Genomic DNA, 15,739 nt, shown 5'->3' on the forward strand with positions numbered 1-15,739 from the left:
AAGTTTCTTCATGACACAGAAAACATAATTTTACTTCTATTAAAATGATAGATTTAGAGGATAATTTTAAAAACGCAGAGCAGTTGACAGCCAAAGCCGTTTTAAACCTGCTACTGGATGCGAATTTTTTAATATCATTGTACTTCGAAAAGGGAATTTATGCTGTCTAAAAAGACTAAATATGCCATTAAGGCGCTTATTGTATTGGGGAAGAACAAGGACAATCCTCCCATGCAGATTGCGCAAATTGCGGAGTTGGAGAAGATCCCTAAGAAGTTTTTAGAGGTTATTTTGCTTGAACTACGCAAAGCTGGCTTTTTATATAGCAAGAAAGGCGCTGGTGGTGGTTATGCCATAAATAAGGACCCTAAAGAAATTTTCTTGGTAAGTATATTGCGCATTACCGATGGCCCCATTGCCATGGTACCCTGCGTTAGTCTCAACTTTTATCACCGTTGCGAGGAGTGCCATAACGAGTCTACCTGCGGCATCCGCGCTATGTTTTTAGACATCAGGGATGCGACGCTTAAGATACTATCAGAAACCAGTATTGCCGATCTTATTGACAAAGAGGTGAACCTGAGCGATTCTGCCTTGATCGGTTTGTAGCCGCAACGAGCTTGGCAATCGCAAACGTCTAAATAACATTATAAACTGCCAGAACGAGCTTGTTGAAGACTTAACAAAGCATACAGAGTCTTCGACAAGCTCAGACCAACAGCTTGTTAACTACCATCTTCAACCGGTAGTAACATATTTGTTTCCTACTATTTTACTAAGCTTTCTTCTTTCCTGCTTATCTTAACGGCATGAAAAAACACCTGGCTTTTATTACGCTATTTTTCATTGGCGGTTCGGCTTACAGTCAGCAAAAAATTAAAACGTCTTCTTACTACCCGCTTGCGGGCAGCTGGCAAACACAGACCCCAGCACAATTAGGACTAAACGCCACGGCAATACAGCAAACCATCAGCTTTGCGCAGGCACATGAATCAAAATCGCCTCGTAACGGTGAATTGTCACAACACCAAAGCTTCGGTAAAGAACCTTTCAGCGAGCCCGTTGGTCCGCTTACCGAACGCGGAGGCTCATCGGGTGTAATCATCTATAAAGGCTACCTGGTTGCACAATGGGGACAACCCAACCGTGTAGACATTGTGAACAGTGTGACTAAAAGTTTCCTATCGTCATTGATAGGTATTGCGGTAGACCGCGGACTTATTCACAGCACCATGGATACGGTGGCTAATTACGTGCCGTTTGTAGAGCCTTATAATCTTAACATCAATACCGGTGGGTACGAAGCTTCAAAGGCAAGCCTGATCTATCCGTTTGCATCAGAACATAACCGTAAGCTGACCTGGGAGGTGATGCTTCGCCAAACCAGCGATTGGGAAGGAACTTTGTGGGGCAAACCCGATTGGGCCGACCGTCCGCAAGGCGATATAGAACAATACCAGCAACGTAAACGCAACGAACCGGGTGCCGTTTACAAGTATAACGACGTGCGGGTAAATGCACTGGCGCTGGCTGCTACTTCGGTTTGGCGTAAACCCTTGCCACAGGTGTTAAAAGAAAACTTAATGGACCATATAGGTGCATCAACCACGTGGCGGTGGACGGGCTACCGCACGTCGTGGATTGTGCTTGATGGTCAGCCTGTGCAGTCGGTTAGCGGTGGCGGACACTGGGGCGGTGGCATGTTCATGAATAGTTTCGACATGGCCCGCTTTGGCTTACTAACCTTACGTAAAGGTAAATGGAACAACCGGCAAATTATTAGCGAACAATGGGTTAAGCAGGCGCTTACTCCTACCACCGCCAACACGGGCTATGGCTATATGAACTGGTTTTTGAATACCGATAAAAAGCTACTCCCTTCGGCCCCGGCAAGTACCTGGGTGCATATTGGCAATGGTACCAACATGATTTATTGCGACCCGGAGCATGATGTAGTGATGGTAGTACGATGGATAGAAAATAAGGATATGGATGGCGTAGTGAAGAATTTACTGGAGACATTTAAAAGGTAAATTATGGCATTATAAACAATTCATTTTCATAATAACTAAACATTTTTCTTTACAGGTAGGTTAAGCCTGTATGAAAAAGCTTTTTATTTACTTAACCATAGCAGGCGTTACCGGAATGGTAACCTTTGCACAAAACAGCTATGCCCAGCAGCAACCTAAATTGCAGCAGGTATATGCCGATAACACTTATCAGTTTACAGGAGTGGCTGTATCGGCCAAGAACCGGCTCTTCGTGACCTACCCGCGATGGTCTAAAACTTATAAGTATGCCGTAGTTGAAGTAATGCCCGACGGCACATCAAAACCGTTCCCCGACGCGGCCATGAACCAGTGGCAGCCCGGACAGGATGGTATGAACAAGTGGGTATGCGTACAAACCGCCTATGTAGACGACCAAGATTATTTATATATTGTTGACCCTGCCGCTCCTATGCTGGCGAAGGTTGTGGGCAACAGTGCTAAGGTTGTTAAGTTCAATTTAAACACTAATAAAATTGAAAAGATCTACCGTTTTACCGGCACCATTGATAACAGCAGCTACCTGAACGACATCAGGGTAGATACCCAAAAGCAAATAGCCTACTTAACTAACTCGGGCACAGGCGGCATCGTAATACTGGATTTAAAAACCGGCAAATCGCGCCAGGTACTGCAAAGCCATAAATCGGTAAGGCCCGATCCAAATTACAAATTTGTGATCGACGGCAAACAGTTGATGAAGCAAGGTCAGCCCGCGGTGTTTAACTCTGATGGCATTGCTTTAAGTCCCGACCGTAACTGGTTGTATTACAAAGCTATTAATGATAAGAAATTGTACCGTATTAAAACTGCATCCTTATTAAATGAAAAGCTTACACCACAGCAATTAGGCGGCGAGGTGAAATATTTAGGTGAAGTAGCCAGTACCGACGCGATGATCTTCGATAAAAAGGGCAACCTGTATTTAGGTGATATGGTAAATTACCGTATGATTCAGATTACGCCCGATTTAAAATCGCATACCTGGTTTAAAGACAAAAGCCTCATTTGGCCCGATACCTACTCCATTTCTAACGACGGTTTTATATACATCACCACCTCCCAAATACACAAACAACCCGACTTTAACAACGGCGTAAACAAACGCACCGAACCGTACAAGGTGTTTAAAGTAAATCTACCGTAAGTAAAAGAGCCAAGAACCAAGAAGTTGATGATATACCTTACCGTCATTTACACTTGTTTCTTGGCTCTCTTGTTTCTTGTCTCTATTAGTCACTCTGAGTGAAACGGATTAAAATTCCTCTGCGCTATTTCCATCCCGGCGGCGCGACATACGGTTTTGTTGCCGTATTTAAAGTTGATGGTGTCCATGGCTTTATAAAGCTTGATCTGTTCTTCATTGTCTTCAAACAGGTTAATCTGGTAACTGCCCGTGCATAACTGGCTTAGCTTGACACCTATGAGCCTTACCGGCCTGTGCTGGTTCCAGGCACGTTTAAGCAGGTTTTTAATGCCCGGGATCAAAATGTGCTCGGCCGAGGTAAGCGCTATTTTTTCCTGCAGGGTATGTGTATCAAAATTGGCATAGCGTATTTTGATGGCCAGGCAGGAAGCCAGTTTACTTTCACTTCTTAACTTGAAAGCCAGTTCCTCGGTCATCGAAACGAGCAAAGTTTCCAGCACTTGCCTGTCAGCCGTATCCTGGTGAAATGTATGTTCGGTAGACATCGATTTCCGCTCGCTATACGGTATGATCTCACTGTCGTCTATTCCGTTTGCCTTGTCCCAAATGTATTTTCCAGCCTTACCAAAAACGCTTTGCAAAAATATAGGGCTTGCCCTTTGTAGGTCGGCTATTTTTTCGATGCCGTATTGGTAAAGTTTTTCGCAGGTCTTTTCGCCCAGCATGGGTATTTTGCTGATATTAAGCGGCGCCATAAATTCTTTTTCACGGCCATGTTCAATGCGCATTTGTCCGTTGGGTTTGGCCTGGTTGGTGGCCATCTTAGCTACCGTTTTACAGGATGCCATTCCGAAAGATATAGGCAAACCGGTTTCACGTATAACCCGCTGTCGCAGATCGGTGGCTAACTGGTACGGGTCGTAAAAGCGGTCCATGCCGGTAAGATCGATGTAAAACTCATCAACAGAAGTTTTTTGATAAAGCGGCACCGAATCATGAATGATCTGCGTTACCTCGCGTGAAGCATCTGAATATCGCCCATGGCTGCCATGCAGAAATATGGCATGCGGGCACAATTTATACGCCTGCTTACTCGGCATGGCCGAATGAATACCATACTGACGCGCCTCATAACTGCACGATGCCACCACACCCCTGTCTTTCGATCCTCCGATAATCACCGGCTTTCCAATTAAATCAGGATTCAAACGGCGTTCTACCGACACAAAAAACGAGTCGAGGTCAATATGTACAATATGCCTTTGGGGTATCACAATACAAATGTGAAAAAAATAAATTATAAAATACTAATTTTATTAGCATTTTTGACGAGTAAAATTTATAGATATGATTAAAAGATACCATTACCTGTTTATCTTGGAACCAAAAGATCCTGTCATTAGATATGTTGCCTCATGTAAAGCATATGTAAACACGCTCATTGGAAACTTTGATTCTCAACATTCCAAAGCTCATTTAACAATATGGGATGATAGCAATACGCATCCATACGCGATGGAAGTATATATCTCGAAAATACAATCCAAAATCAACAATTTCCCACCAGTCGAACTTAAATTAAATGGATTTAGCTCCTTCAATAACGAGGGCTTGAAGACAATATTTGTAGCTATTAAAGAGCTAAATGATACCGACAATTGGTTTAAAGAATTATACAGCCTTCTTGGTAAGCCAGAACGGAAGCCACACATCACTGTATGTAAAAGCTTGAACGATATCCAATACAAGCTCTTATGGGAGGTATATAAAAATAAAAACTATGTAGATAGTTTTATTCCAAAGTGCTTAACAATCCTTATGTTGGACGCATATGACGCACATCCTAGATGGCAAGAATATAAAAAGCTACCCTTTACAGGGGGTATCTACTCCAGCAAATTAACACCGATTTGTTTATAAGTGTGTCATGGAAAGCTACAACGACTACCTTTTCCTTCTGCAGCCGTCAGATCCCGTTAAACAGCAAATTGGGCACTGCAAGGTTAAGGCTACCGATTATATTGGTATTTACCCGGGTATGAAAGCTACGGCTCATGTGAGCATAACCGACCTTACCCGGCAAAAGCCATACGTCATCAAATCCCTAGTCGACTCGGTGCGCAACAAAGTTTCAAGTATGCCTGCCGTAACGCTGGAGATCGATGGCTTCCAATTCTTTATTCATAACGAAGAGTACATGACCATTTATGCGTCTATTAAGCCAACCCATAAAACCGATAACTGGTTCATGCTCCTCAAAAAGCAGTTGAATTGCAAACGCAACATCACGCCTCACATCACTGTTACCCGCCATATTCCGGTCGATTCGTTTTACAAATTATGGCCCAGGTTACGCCTATTTCCTTATAAAGACACTTTTACGGCCGACCGGCTAACCATTTTAGAGCGCGAAACCTTTAAGCCCGATGCTAAATACCGCATTTATGAAGAACTGTACTTTGAAAATACGCTGAAGTATTGATACCTATCCATTTTATTAAATTGATGTTCAATCCCTTAACAACAACTTTACATTTCATTAGTCCGAAACCAATAATTTTTCTACTTTTGTGACGGGTAAGTCTTTTACGACCAGCTCCTCTTGAACTCCCCCAGGGTGGGAACGCAGCAAGGGTAGAGAGTTGAGCGGTGCGATAAAAGTAGCTTACCCATTTTTTATGCCCAAAATTTTCCTTTCAGGGCATTTATCTTTCAATTTCTTTCATTTAAGCAATCATTACCGGGCCGAGTTTGTTAGTTAAGCAAACCATTAACCATGCAGGTAAAACAAGAAACCAACGAAGATGAAGGCGTATTCTTTTTAGAAGAAAACGGACAAAGACTGGGCGAAATGCGTTACGCCCTGATAGATGGCAACGAAATGGAGATTTACCATACCGAAGTTGCCGAAGATCAGCAAGGTAAGAACCTTGGCAAAGAATTGATTGAAGCAGGCGTAAATTATGCGCGGAAAAGCCACTTTAAAATTGTACCTTCTTGTACATTTGCGCGGGCTACCTTTGCCCGCAACAAAGATTACCGGGATGTGCTGGCTTAATTAATTTAACACGATGCTCGATTTATTGATTATTGGTGGTGGCCCTATAGGTTTAACCTGCGGACTGGCAGCTCAACGAGCCGGCCTCAGTTTTGTGATCCTTGAAAAAGGCACGCTGGTAAACTCGCTCTACAACTACCCTACCACCATGACCTTTTTTTCTACCTCCGAAAAACTGGAAATTGGCGGGTACCCTTTTGCCACTACCCATGTTAAACCCACGCGTGCTGATGCTTTAGAGTACTACCGCAGGGTAGCTTTAAATAATGAGTTGCCGTTGCGTTTATTTGAAGAAGTAACCGGCATCAATCAAAATAACGACTTCTATACGATTACCAGCAGCAAAGCCACTTACCAGGCAAAAAACATCATCATTGCAACCGGTTTTTACGATATATCGGTCAATTTGGATATTCCCGGTGAAGACCTGCCTAAGGTGAAACACTACTACCAGGACCCGCATTTTTACACCTTACAAAAAGTAGTGGTTGTGGGCGCCAGCAATTCATCGGTTGATGTGGCGCTGGAAACCTATCGCAAGGGTGCCGAGGTAACTATGGTTGTTCGTGGCAGCGAGGTTAGCAGCCGGGTAAAGTATTGGGTACGGCCCGATATTTTAAATCGCATTAAAGAAGGTACCATCAAAGCTTACTTCAATTCGAGTTTAAAAGCTATCCGCGAAAACGAGGTGGATATTGAAACACCGGAAGGCATAATAACTATTCCGAACGATTATGTAATGGCCATGACGGGTTATAAACCCAATTTCGATTTCCTGTCAAAAACCGGCATCAAGCTTTCTGAAGACGGAAAGTTTATCCCGCAATACAATCCCGATACCATGGAAACCAACATGCCGGGTATTTACCTGGCCGGTGTGGTAGTGGGCGGCTTAGACACGCACTTGTGGTTTATTGAAAACTCGCGAGTTCATGCCGAAATGATACTGGCTGATATTTTAAAGAAAAGAGCAAATCTTTAAAAAACCATTGTTATTTCGTGTGCTAACGAGAAATCTTGTTTAGACCTGTAAATTAGCCGACCTGTAATTTCGAACAGGATCTCTCAGATCGTTCGAGATGACAATTGCTAATCTGATTAAACAGTCTTTAAGTTTTCCTGAACCGGGGTTACCGTAACAATAGTTTTGTTAATCGCTTTTGATTTCATCCACTCATAACCGCCAAATAATACGGCTCCAAATACTGCATCAGCCAGAAGCATGTTGCGTTCGAAAGGTATGGCCATCAATAAAGACTCGCCATAGCCTAATAAACCTTTATCATAATAGCTGCTGTACAACCAGGGCTCAATATCAGTTAATAACCAATGTACGGCTACACCTGCTAACGAAGCCAGCAATACGTTAGTTACGTTCACTTTTTTAATGAGACCGCCAATCATAATCATGATAATGAGGCTGGCATATAACCACAATGAACTGGTGCTAAACCACGTTATTTGTGAAGTGTACAGGTAATTGATAAAAATATTGGTAGCAAAAAGTGTTACTACCGAAACCAATCCAGCTTTCCATTTATCGGCAAAATAAGTACCGCTAAATATAGCTACAGCCCCCATTGGCGTAAAGTTGCTAAGCAACGGAAAATAAAAGCTTATTAAACGCATAGCGCCGGTACTTATAACAGATACGAGTATAATGAGCAACAAGGCAGGAATGGTAAGCTTAATTTTTTTTACAGACATTTTGGTATAGAGTATGACGCAAATTTATTAAAATATCCATAGAGTTACCTCTTGTAAATCGAACATTGTTTTAATGTTTGCTACCGTGGATATATGACAACGCTCTTTTTTATGCTCCATAGTAAAGTTAATTTCAGATTAGGAAAACTTTAACCTGATACCGTCTGTTCAAATAATACCTATAAAAACAATGTTATGACAACAGATACATTAGCAAAGAAACCACTGATTGAAGGTTTAACCGATGGAGCCATTAACCTGGAATGGCCTGAACGTTATATATCCATTGCCGCAGGCGTGAAAATATCTTTATCAGGTATTAAGAATATATTTTCAAGTCCGTTTACCAGCATTTTAAAAGTTGGAGCCGGCGGTTATTTAATTACCCGAGGCCTAACCGGTCATTGTGAATTATATACCCAATTAGGAAAGAACAGCACTGAGCCGGTAAATGTTAATATCCGTTCTTCGTTCACCATTAATAAGCCCCGCCAGGAGGTTTACGAGTTTTGGCGTAAGTTGGATAACCTGCCTAAGTTTATGAAGCACCTTGAATCTGTAGAGGTTTTAGATAGCCAACGTTCGCACTGGGTATTAAAATTACCTGTAAATGTAACCACCGTAAGCTGGGATGCTGAAATTGTGAACGACGAACCGGGTTATGCCATTGGTTGGAGTTCGCTGCCGGGATCAACCATTGACAATGCAGGTAAAGTACAATTTAAAGATGCCGAAGATGGCAGCGGTACCCTTGTAGAAGTGGTGATAAGCTATACCCCTCCCGCAGGTGGTGTGGGCACAGCCTTAGGTCATGTGCTAAACCCATTATTTAAAAAGATGGTAGACGAAGATGTGCGCAACTTTAAACAATACATGGATATTGAAAGCTCAGAAAACACACTGGCAGGTACAAGCGCCGGCAAGCCGCATGCTCATAGTGCTATATTGTAAAAATATTGCAATGCTAATTTTGAAGCCCTGTCCTATCCGGACGGGGCTTTTGTGAATTATCCAATTTATTTTTGTTTATCGTAAAGAAAGAGATAACATTATGTTTTATAATTATCATTTCAACTGTTCGCCAATTTCCAAAGTTGAGTTGTAAAAACCTTTCAATAATATCTAGTAATAAGAAACCGCTGATTTACTAAATAAACTTATATCGTTAAAAAGGTATCTAAAACAAGATTTTAATTTCTCCTTTAAGTTCCAAATGAATGCCGTGTACCTATATTTAGATATGAATTTGTTTAATATTTTCAAGAAGGTGAGTAAAAGCTCTTTCAAACACAACCCCAAAGAGCAACTGCGCCTTGTGTTGGAATACATACCTGATCACTATAAAGATCAGCGGCAATATATATATGCTGTTGATTTTTTTAAACGTGATGAATGGGCATTAACTCTTGAAAGTTTAATTGAGTTGACTATAGAAACAGACCACTACTTTTCAGAAAGATTTTGGGAAATACTTGCTGACACTGCCGAAAATATGAGCATGATGAATTTGTCAGCCTATTGTAGAAAACAAATTGTCGGTAATCAACAAGAATTAAAGTCAAATATACCGTTTGGATGGACGACTGAAAAAGTTGATGAAAAACATTTTAAACACCATATAGTGGAAAAAGTTAAACGGCAGTGGACAATAGATAGACATAAAAAGGATAATGTAGAATCGTTATTAACGAAAGTAGACGGCATCTATCTAAAGATGAATGGCAGAACGGGCACTTTATACATTATAGATAAATGCCGCTTAACAGAGGTAGATGTTGAGATTGGCGTGACCAGCAGCTTAATTTTATTTTTCGAAAAAACAAACTATTGGATGCTGCCTTTTAGGAAGATATTAACGGTTCAAGAGAAGCAAAATATCAGAACAGCAATAAGTCTTTGGGCATCAGATACAAATACAGCTATTCAATTTGATGATTATCACGTATAAACGTATATGTAATCAAACAAAAAACCCCACTCAAATTGAGCGGGGTTTTTTGTTTGCTTATGTAAGAGGTTGCTTAGCTAACAACGGCATCAACCACAGCTTTGAAAGCTTCTGGGTGGTTCATGGCTAAATCGGCTAATACTTTACGGTTTAAACCAATTTCGCTGGCGTTTAACTTACCCATTAATTGTGAGTAAGAAATACCGTATTGGCGTGCACCAGCGTTAATACGTTGGATCCATAAAGCACGGAACTCTCTTTTTTTAGTTTTACGGTCGCGGTAAGCGTACTGTAAACCTTTTTCAACTGTGTTTTTAGCAATGGTGTAAACCTTGCTTCTTGAACCATAATAACCTTTTGCAAGGTTCATTATTTTTTTCCGGCGTCTTCTCGACGCGACTGCATTGACTGAACGTGGCATTTTTTTTTGCTTTTTTGGTAGTGAGTGTTCCGTTAAGGAAACTTTGCGTACTCGAATACCTGGTTAAAAATTAATGAATTACTTTCCGATACAAAGCATACGTTTAACGTTACCCATGTCGGCGTCAGACACCATGCTGGTGTGGCCTAAGGCACGTTTACGTTTTGTCGACATCTTGGTTAAGATGTGGCTTTTGTATGCGTTTTTTCTTGCAATTTTACCGGTTCCAGTAAGCTTAAAACGCTTTTTTGCACTGGAATTGGTTTTCATTTTTGGCATAACACTTATTTGTTTTTATTCCTACGCTTCCACAGCGTATTATCTTTAATCAGCTCACGCCGAAACTTAGTCAATTATTTTTTAGCCGCTTTAGGACCAACGATAAGGAACATACGCTTACCTTCTAATTTAGGCAATTGCTCAACCTTACCCACTTCTTCTAAAGCCTGGGCAAACTTCAATAATAAAATCTCACCTTGCTCTTTGTAAACAATGGCACGGCCTTTAAAGTGCACGTAAGCCCTTACCTTTTCGCCCGAGGTTAAAAAGCTGATGGCATGCTTCAATTTAAAATCAAAATCATGATCATCTGTATTAGGCCCAAAACGGATCTCTTTAATTACCGTTTGTTTAGCATTGCTCTTAATCTCTTTCAGCTTTTTCTTTTGCTCGTAAATAAACTTGTTATAGTCAATTACACGGCAAACAGGAGGAACAGCGTTTGGAGAAATTTCAACCAGATCAAGCTCCTGCTCCTGGGCAATAGCCAGCGCTTCACGTGTTGGGAAAATTCCTTGTTCAACGTTATCGCCCACTAAGCGCACTTCGGGTGCTTTAATGAAGTTATTAATGTTATGCTCTGCTTCCTTTTTCTTGAAAGGAGGCCGCGGACCTCTGAAATTCGGTTTGTTTAAAGCCAAGTTATACGGTTATTTCTTTTATTAATTGTTGTTTAAAATCTTCAATACTAATACTTCCCAAATCGCCTGTACCATGCTTACGAACAGAAATCGTGCCATCGGCAGCTTCTTTTTCGCCTACAATCAGCATATAAGGAATCTTTTTGACTTCAGCATCACGTATCTTTCTGCCTATCTTCTCATCTCTGAAATCAATCAGCCCGCGAATATCGGAATTATTTAGCTCACTTAAAAGTTTTTTTGCATAATCCTCATACTTTTCAGATATAGGAAGTATCACATATTGCTCGGGCGATAACCACAGCGGAAAGTTACCTGCACAATGCTCAATTAATACGGCAATAAACCTTTCTAACGAACCAAACGGTGCACGGTGGATCATTACAGGGCGGTGCTTCAAATTGTCGCTGCCGGTGTATTCCAACTCAAAACGTTCGGGCAGGTTATAATCTACCTGTATGGTACCCAATTGCCACTTACGGCCCAAGGCGTCTTTCACCATAAAATCGAGCTTTGGCCCGTAGAAGGCCGCTTCGCCGTATTCAACAACGGTGCGCAGTCCTTTTTCTTCGGCAGCTTCTATAATAGCACTTTCGGCTAAAGCCCAATTTTCGTCAGAGCCAATATACTTAGTTTTGTTCTCCGGGTCACGCAATGAAACCTGTGCAGTATAATCTTCAAAGCCAAGGGCCGAAAATACATAGAGTACCAGGTCAATTACTTTTTTAAACTCATCTTTAACCTGGTCGGGACGACAGAACAGGTGGGCATCATCTTGTGTAAAGCCGCGTACACGGGTCAAGCCGTGCAGCTCGCCACTTTGCTCGTAACGGTAAACGGTACCAAATTCGGCAAAGCGTACCGGCAGGTCTTTGTAAGAGCGTGGTTTGGTTTTATAGATCTCGCAGTGGTGCGGGCAGTTCATGGGTTTTAAGAAGAACTCCTCTCCCTCCTGCGGCGTTTTTATAGGCTGAAAGCTATCCTTACCATACTTTTCGTAATGGCCGGAAGTTACATACAAGCTCTTGTGGCCAATGTGCGGCGTAATAACCTGCTCGTAGCCTTCCTTAACCTGGGCACGTTGCATAAAGTTAACCAAACGCTCGCGCAGCGCTGTGCCTTTAGGTAACCATAGCGGCAAGCCCATGCCTACCTTTTCAGAGAAAGCAAACAGCTCCAACTCTTTGCCTAACTTACGGTGGTCGCGCTTTTTAGCCTCTTCCAGCACACGCAGGTACTCGGTTAGTTCGCTGGCTTTAGGAAATGTTACGGCATATATACGGGTTAGTTGCTTGCGGCTTTCGTCGCCACGCCAGTAAGCACCGGCTACATTCATCAACTTAACCGATTTAATAAAGCCGGTATTAGGTATATGCGGTCCGCGGCACAAATCGGTAAAATTACCCTGACGATACAAAGTAATGGAACCATCCGGCAAATCTTTAAGAAGATCGAGTTTGTACTCATCATCCTTTTCGGTAAAATAGCTGATTGCTTCCGCTTTACTGATGGGTTCGCGAATATACTCCGACTTGGTTTTGGCCAGCTCTATCATCTTATCCTCAATCTGTTTAAAGTCGTCTTGAGATAAGGTGCGGTCGCCAAAGTCCACGTCGTAATAAAACCCGGTTTCAATAGCCGGACCAATACCAAATTTGGTACCCGGATAAAGCGCTTCTAAAGCCTCGGCCATTAAGTGAGCCGATGAATGCCAGAAAGTTGATTTGCCTTGAACGTCGTTCCAGGTTAAAAGCTTTACGCGGGCGTCTTGCTCAATAGGACGGCTGGCATCCCACACCGTGCCATCAACCTCTGCGGCTAACACGTTACGGGCAAGACCCTCAGAAATAGATTGTGCAATTTGCATGGATGTGATTCCTTTGTCGTATGCACGAACGGAACCATCGGGAAGTGTAATGTTAATCATCTACAACTATGATTTAGTGTTCTGAAAAAAATGAAAATATACAATCACCTACAACAGTGATTTTCGATTGGGTACAAAAATAGAATTATTTACCTGAACAGGAATTTTTTTGTAGGTAGACGAATAGACTTCTTATCCACATATTTTTCAAGTGATCCGAGGCTTATTTGATCACTTTATGCCGTCTGCATTGCCCGATATGACTTTCTGAGGAAATATGAAGTTTTTTGAAGTTTTATACTACTTTTAAGTACTTTATTGAACATACTTTCAGGCACTAAAACAGGGTCTATAATTAAATATTTCCCCAGCCATTGGCCAGCACATCGGCTATATGAATGGTTTTAATTGGCAGCTTATTCTTATCTATATAACCCTGAAGGTGCAGCAGGCAGGAGGCATCGGTAGAGATGATATAATCGGCTCCTGCGGCCAGGGCGTTATCTACCTTTTGCTGCGCCATAGCCGATGATATGGCATCGAATTTTACGGCAAACGTGCCGCCAAAGCCGCAGCAGGTTTCGTTATCTTTTAAGTCAACTATCTCTAAACCATACACTTTAGATAGCAGTTGACGGGGTTCATTCTTGATCTTACACTCCCTCAACCCGGCGCAGCTATCGTGGTAAACTGCCCTACCTTCCAGCTCGGCCCCAAAGTAATCGAATTGCAAGATATTGATCAGGAAGTCTGAAAGCTCATAGATATTACCCTGTACAGCACGGCATTTATTATGCGATGTGGTATTGGTAAACAGGTCGTTATAATAATTACGTACCATTCCCGTACATGAAGCCGATGGCGAAACAATGATGTCTTCATCTGTAAAATCATTTAAGAACTTACCACCTACCGCCTTGGCTTCATCCCAAAAACCCGCATTAAAAGCCGGCTGACCACAACAGGTTTGCGCCGGGTTAAAATTAACCTCACATCCCGCTTTCTGCAGGACCTTTACTGTGCTAAAAGCAGTATCGGGGAATAGCTGATCAACAAAACACGGTACAAATAATTCAACTTTCATGGTGGTAATAACAGTTACGCCGCGCTAACCGGTTCCAGTGCCTGTTGTTTCTGCGTATTTAATAACATGAACAACAGCAGTAAACCTGCAATAAAAAATATGGTTAGCACCAATGCCGAGTTACGCATACTGTTTGTAAGCGACTCCACAAAACCAAAAGTAAACAATCCTATAACAATAGCCAGCTTTTCGGTGACATCGTAAAAGCTGAAATATGAAGCCGTATCGGGGATATTTTGTGGTAAAAATTTTGAATAGGTTGAACGTGAGAGCGATTGAATGCCTCCCATCACCAAACCCACCACTACGGCTAACAGGTAAAATTGTGTGGAGGTTTGTGTGAAATAAGCCGCCACACAAACAAAAACCCAAATCATGACCACGCCTATCAATACTTTCACATTCCCGTATACGGCAGACAATTTTGACATTAACGCAGCACCGGCTATAGCCACTAATTGAATAATTAGTATGATAGCAATTAGGCTTTCAGTAGGCATTTTAAGCTCTTTAGCCGCAAAACCAGTAGCTACAAGCATAACCGTTTGTACACCCATAGAATAGAAAAAGAAAGCTGATAGGTATTTCTTTAAAATTGGATTAGACTTAATATTTTTCCATACTCTCGCTAATTCTTTAAATCCACCGCTAATTACGTTTTGGTGTTGTGTTCTATTGTTAGGCTGACCTTTGGGAAGTTTGAAAAATGGAATTTGCGCAAAGCCTAACCACCAGATTCCTACCAGCAGGAAAGATAACCGGGGAGGAAAGGAAGCATCGGTAATGCCAAACCATAATGGCTTCATTACAAATACGAAACATATAATCTGCAACAATACACTACCTACATAGCCATAGGTAAAACCCTTAGCGCTCACGCTATCTTGTTTATCTAAAGTAGCAATTTGCGGTAGGTATGAATTATAAAATACAGCACCGCTACAGTAACCTATGGCTGCAAGCGCAAAACATAGCATTCCCAGCTCCAGCGTATCAAGCTTAAAAAAGTATAATCCACAGCAAGCCAAGCCGCCAAGCCAGGTAAAAAGCTGCATATAGCTTTTTTTGTTGCCCTTATAATCGGCTATGGCAGTTAAAATAGGTAGCATGAGTACTACAATAAAATAAGCAACTGCCAAAACGTAGTTAGATAGCGCCGTATTCACAAACTGGTGGCCTAAAAACATCACCCTATCTCCATTACCTTTTGTTGTGGTAATAGCTGTATAATAGGCAGGAAATATAGTGGAGGTTATAACCAAATTATAGGCCGAATTAGCCCAATCGAACATAGCCCAGGCACGTATAGTTTGAGGATTGTCTTTGCTTTCCATGTATTGGCTAAAAGTATGCAATTTTACAACAAATTCTACTCCTCTAAACTGCCTATTAAGCAGCTAATCTATTAAACATTATTTGGTGAGGAAAGTCCTAAACTCATCTGCAAATAGCCGTCTATTTACAAACTCTTATTCTGATTGACTTGGCTCGATTATCAAAAAACTACGCTATTCATTTTCTATAGCAATTAAAATT

17 protein-coding genes and 1 other RNA gene are annotated in these 15,739 nt (G+C 41.7%); 10 read left to right on the forward strand and 8 right to left on the reverse strand.

Going from position 1 to position 15,739, the window contains the following annotated elements:
* The first annotated feature begins 159 nt into the window (after positions 1 to 159).
* From IEV61_RS13440 to IEV61_RS13450, 3 genes are all read left to right on the forward strand, one after another.
* Positions 160 to 609, forward strand: coding sequence for an RrF2 family transcriptional regulator (locus IEV61_RS13440; RefSeq protein ID WP_188417503.1), 450 nt, complete (start codon positions 160 to 162; stop codon positions 607 to 609).
* 200 nt (positions 610 to 809) lie between these two features.
* Positions 810 to 2,033: a serine hydrolase domain-containing protein gene (locus tag IEV61_RS13445; protein ID WP_188417505.1), complete on the forward strand. Its 1,224-nt coding sequence runs from the start codon at positions 810 to 812 to the stop codon at positions 2,031 to 2,033.
* Positions 2,034 to 2,103: 70 nt separating this feature from the next.
* Positions 2,104 to 3,198, forward strand: a complete 1,095-nt coding sequence (locus tag IEV61_RS13450; RefSeq protein WP_188417506.1) for an L-dopachrome tautomerase-related protein — start codon at positions 2,104 to 2,106, stop codon at positions 3,196 to 3,198.
* Between the two features lie 89 nt (positions 3,199 to 3,287).
* Here IEV61_RS13450 and dinB read toward each other — a convergent pair whose 3' ends face one another.
* Positions 3,288 to 4,472: a DNA polymerase IV gene (dinB, locus tag IEV61_RS13455; protein WP_188417513.1), complete on the reverse strand. Its 1,185-nt coding sequence runs from the start codon at positions 4,470 to 4,472 to the stop codon at positions 3,288 to 3,290.
* Between the two features lie 103 nt (positions 4,473 to 4,575).
* On the opposite strand from dinB, the gene IEV61_RS13460 reads away from it, so the two are divergent.
* The 5 genes from IEV61_RS13460 to IEV61_RS13480 all read left to right on the forward strand — a co-directional run bounded on the left by IEV61_RS13460 (position 4,576) and on the right by IEV61_RS13480 (position 7,238).
* Positions 4,576 to 5,118, forward strand: a complete 543-nt coding sequence (locus tag IEV61_RS13460) for a hypothetical protein (protein ID WP_188417515.1) — start codon at positions 4,576 to 4,578, stop codon at positions 5,116 to 5,118.
* A 7-nt stretch (positions 5,119 to 5,125) separates the two neighbouring features.
* Positions 5,126 to 5,680 carry a 2'-5' RNA ligase family protein gene (locus IEV61_RS13465; RefSeq protein ID WP_188417517.1) on the forward strand — a complete coding sequence of 185 codons (555 nt, stop codon included), beginning with the start codon at positions 5,126 to 5,128 and terminating at the stop codon, positions 5,678 to 5,680.
* 93 nt (positions 5,681 to 5,773) lie between these two features.
* An RNA gene (gene ffs, locus IEV61_RS13470) (signal recognition particle sRNA small type) lies at positions 5,774 to 5,872 on the forward strand.
* Between the two features lie 102 nt (positions 5,873 to 5,974).
* Positions 5,975 to 6,256 carry a GNAT family N-acetyltransferase gene (locus IEV61_RS13475; RefSeq protein WP_188417519.1) on the forward strand — a complete coding sequence of 94 codons (282 nt, stop codon included), beginning with the start codon at positions 5,975 to 5,977 and terminating at the stop codon, positions 6,254 to 6,256.
* Positions 6,257 to 6,269: 13 nt separating this feature from the next.
* Positions 6,270 to 7,238, forward strand: coding sequence for a YpdA family putative bacillithiol disulfide reductase (locus tag IEV61_RS13480; protein WP_188417521.1), 969 nt, complete (start codon positions 6,270 to 6,272; stop codon positions 7,236 to 7,238).
* Between the two features lie 116 nt (positions 7,239 to 7,354).
* Here the strand turns inward: IEV61_RS13480 and IEV61_RS13485 are convergent, their stop codons facing one another.
* Positions 7,355 to 7,963: a DUF6580 family putative transport protein gene (locus IEV61_RS13485; protein ID WP_188417522.1), complete on the reverse strand. Its 609-nt coding sequence runs from the start codon at positions 7,961 to 7,963 to the stop codon at positions 7,355 to 7,357.
* 195 nt (positions 7,964 to 8,158) lie between these two features.
* Here IEV61_RS13485 and IEV61_RS13490 point away from each other — a divergent pair, with 195 nt between their 5' ends.
* Together IEV61_RS13490 and IEV61_RS13495 are read left to right on the forward strand one after the other, a co-directional pair.
* A complete protein-coding gene (locus IEV61_RS13490; protein ID WP_188417523.1) occupies positions 8,159 to 8,914 on the forward strand; it encodes an SRPBCC family protein in 756 nt (251 codons plus the stop codon).
* A 289-nt stretch (positions 8,915 to 9,203) separates the two neighbouring features.
* Positions 9,204 to 9,911, forward strand: a complete 708-nt coding sequence (locus IEV61_RS13495; protein ID WP_188417524.1) for a hypothetical protein — start codon at positions 9,204 to 9,206, stop codon at positions 9,909 to 9,911.
* 73 nt (positions 9,912 to 9,984) lie between these two features.
* Here the strand turns inward: IEV61_RS13495 and rplT are convergent, their stop codons facing one another.
* The 6 genes from rplT to IEV61_RS13525 form a co-directional block, all read right to left on the reverse strand.
* The gene (gene rplT, locus IEV61_RS13500; protein ID WP_188417525.1) at positions 9,985 to 10,332 is read right to left on the reverse strand and encodes a 50S ribosomal protein L20; all 348 of its coding nucleotides are present in this window, start codon (positions 10,330 to 10,332) and stop codon (positions 9,985 to 9,987) included.
* A gap of 78 nt (positions 10,333 to 10,410) precedes the next feature.
* Entirely contained in the window at positions 10,411 to 10,611 is a 201-nt protein-coding gene (rpmI, locus tag IEV61_RS13505; protein ID WP_166586142.1) for a 50S ribosomal protein L35, read from the reverse strand.
* A gap of 74 nt (positions 10,612 to 10,685) precedes the next feature.
* A complete protein-coding gene (gene infC / locus IEV61_RS13510) occupies positions 10,686 to 11,252 on the reverse strand; it encodes a translation initiation factor IF-3 (RefSeq protein WP_188417526.1) in 567 nt (188 codons plus the stop codon).
* 1 nt (position 11,253) lies between these two features.
* Positions 11,254 to 13,179, reverse strand: a complete 1,926-nt coding sequence (gene thrS, locus IEV61_RS13515) for a threonine--tRNA ligase (protein ID WP_188417527.1) — start codon at positions 13,177 to 13,179, stop codon at positions 11,254 to 11,256.
* Positions 13,180 to 13,474: 295 nt separating this feature from the next.
* Positions 13,475 to 14,203: a (Fe-S)-binding protein gene (locus IEV61_RS13520; RefSeq protein WP_188417528.1), complete on the reverse strand. Its 729-nt coding sequence runs from the start codon at positions 14,201 to 14,203 to the stop codon at positions 13,475 to 13,477.
* 14 nt (positions 14,204 to 14,217) lie between these two features.
* The gene (locus IEV61_RS13525; RefSeq protein ID WP_188417529.1) at positions 14,218 to 15,537 is read right to left on the reverse strand and encodes an MFS transporter; all 1,320 of its coding nucleotides are present in this window, start codon (positions 15,535 to 15,537) and stop codon (positions 14,218 to 14,220) included.
* Positions 15,538 to 15,739 lie beyond the last annotated feature (202 nt).

The organism is Mucilaginibacter galii, assembly GCF_014635825.1.
Lineage (GTDB): Bacteria > Bacteroidota > Bacteroidia > Sphingobacteriales > Sphingobacteriaceae > Mucilaginibacter > Mucilaginibacter galii.

Bases quoted from the DNA above. Each gene is read 5' to 3' on its own strand.
- IEV61_RS13440 (WP_188417503.1), top strand. From the start codon at position 160: ATGCTGTCTAAAAAGACTAAATATGCCATTAAGGCGCTTATTGTATTG.
- IEV61_RS13445 (WP_188417505.1), top strand. From the start codon at position 810: ATGAAAAAACACCTGGCTTTTATTACGCTATTTTTCATTGGCGGTTCG.
- IEV61_RS13450 (WP_188417506.1), top strand. From the start codon at position 2,104: ATGAAAAAGCTTTTTATTTACTTAACCATAGCAGGCGTTACCGGAATG.
- IEV61_RS13465 (WP_188417517.1), top strand. From the start codon at position 5,126: ATGGAAAGCTACAACGACTACCTTTTCCTTCTGCAGCCGTCAGATCCC.
- IEV61_RS13475 (WP_188417519.1), top strand. From the start codon at position 5,975: ATGCAGGTAAAACAAGAAACCAACGAAGATGAAGGCGTATTCTTTTTA.
- IEV61_RS13480 (WP_188417521.1), top strand. From the start codon at position 6,270: ATGCTCGATTTATTGATTATTGGTGGTGGCCCTATAGGTTTAACCTGC.
- IEV61_RS13485 (WP_188417522.1), bottom strand. From the start codon at position 7,963: ATGTCTGTAAAAAAAATTAAGCTTACCATTCCTGCCTTGTTGCTCATT.
- IEV61_RS13490 (WP_188417523.1), top strand. From the start codon at position 8,159: ATGACAACAGATACATTAGCAAAGAAACCACTGATTGAAGGTTTAACC.
- IEV61_RS13495 (WP_188417524.1), top strand. From the start codon at position 9,204: ATGAATTTGTTTAATATTTTCAAGAAGGTGAGTAAAAGCTCTTTCAAA.
- rplT (WP_188417525.1), bottom strand. From the start codon at position 10,332: ATGCCACGTTCAGTCAATGCAGTCGCGTCGAGAAGACGCCGGAAAAAA.
- rpmI (WP_166586142.1), bottom strand. From the start codon at position 10,611: ATGCCAAAAATGAAAACCAATTCCAGTGCAAAAAAGCGTTTTAAGCTT.
- thrS (WP_188417527.1), bottom strand. From the start codon at position 13,179: ATGATTAACATTACACTTCCCGATGGTTCCGTTCGTGCATACGACAAA.
- IEV61_RS13520 (WP_188417528.1), bottom strand. From the start codon at position 14,203: ATGAAAGTTGAATTATTTGTACCGTGTTTTGTTGATCAGCTATTCCCC.
- IEV61_RS13525 (WP_188417529.1), bottom strand. From the start codon at position 15,537: ATGGAAAGCAAAGACAATCCTCAAACTATACGTGCCTGGGCTATGTTC.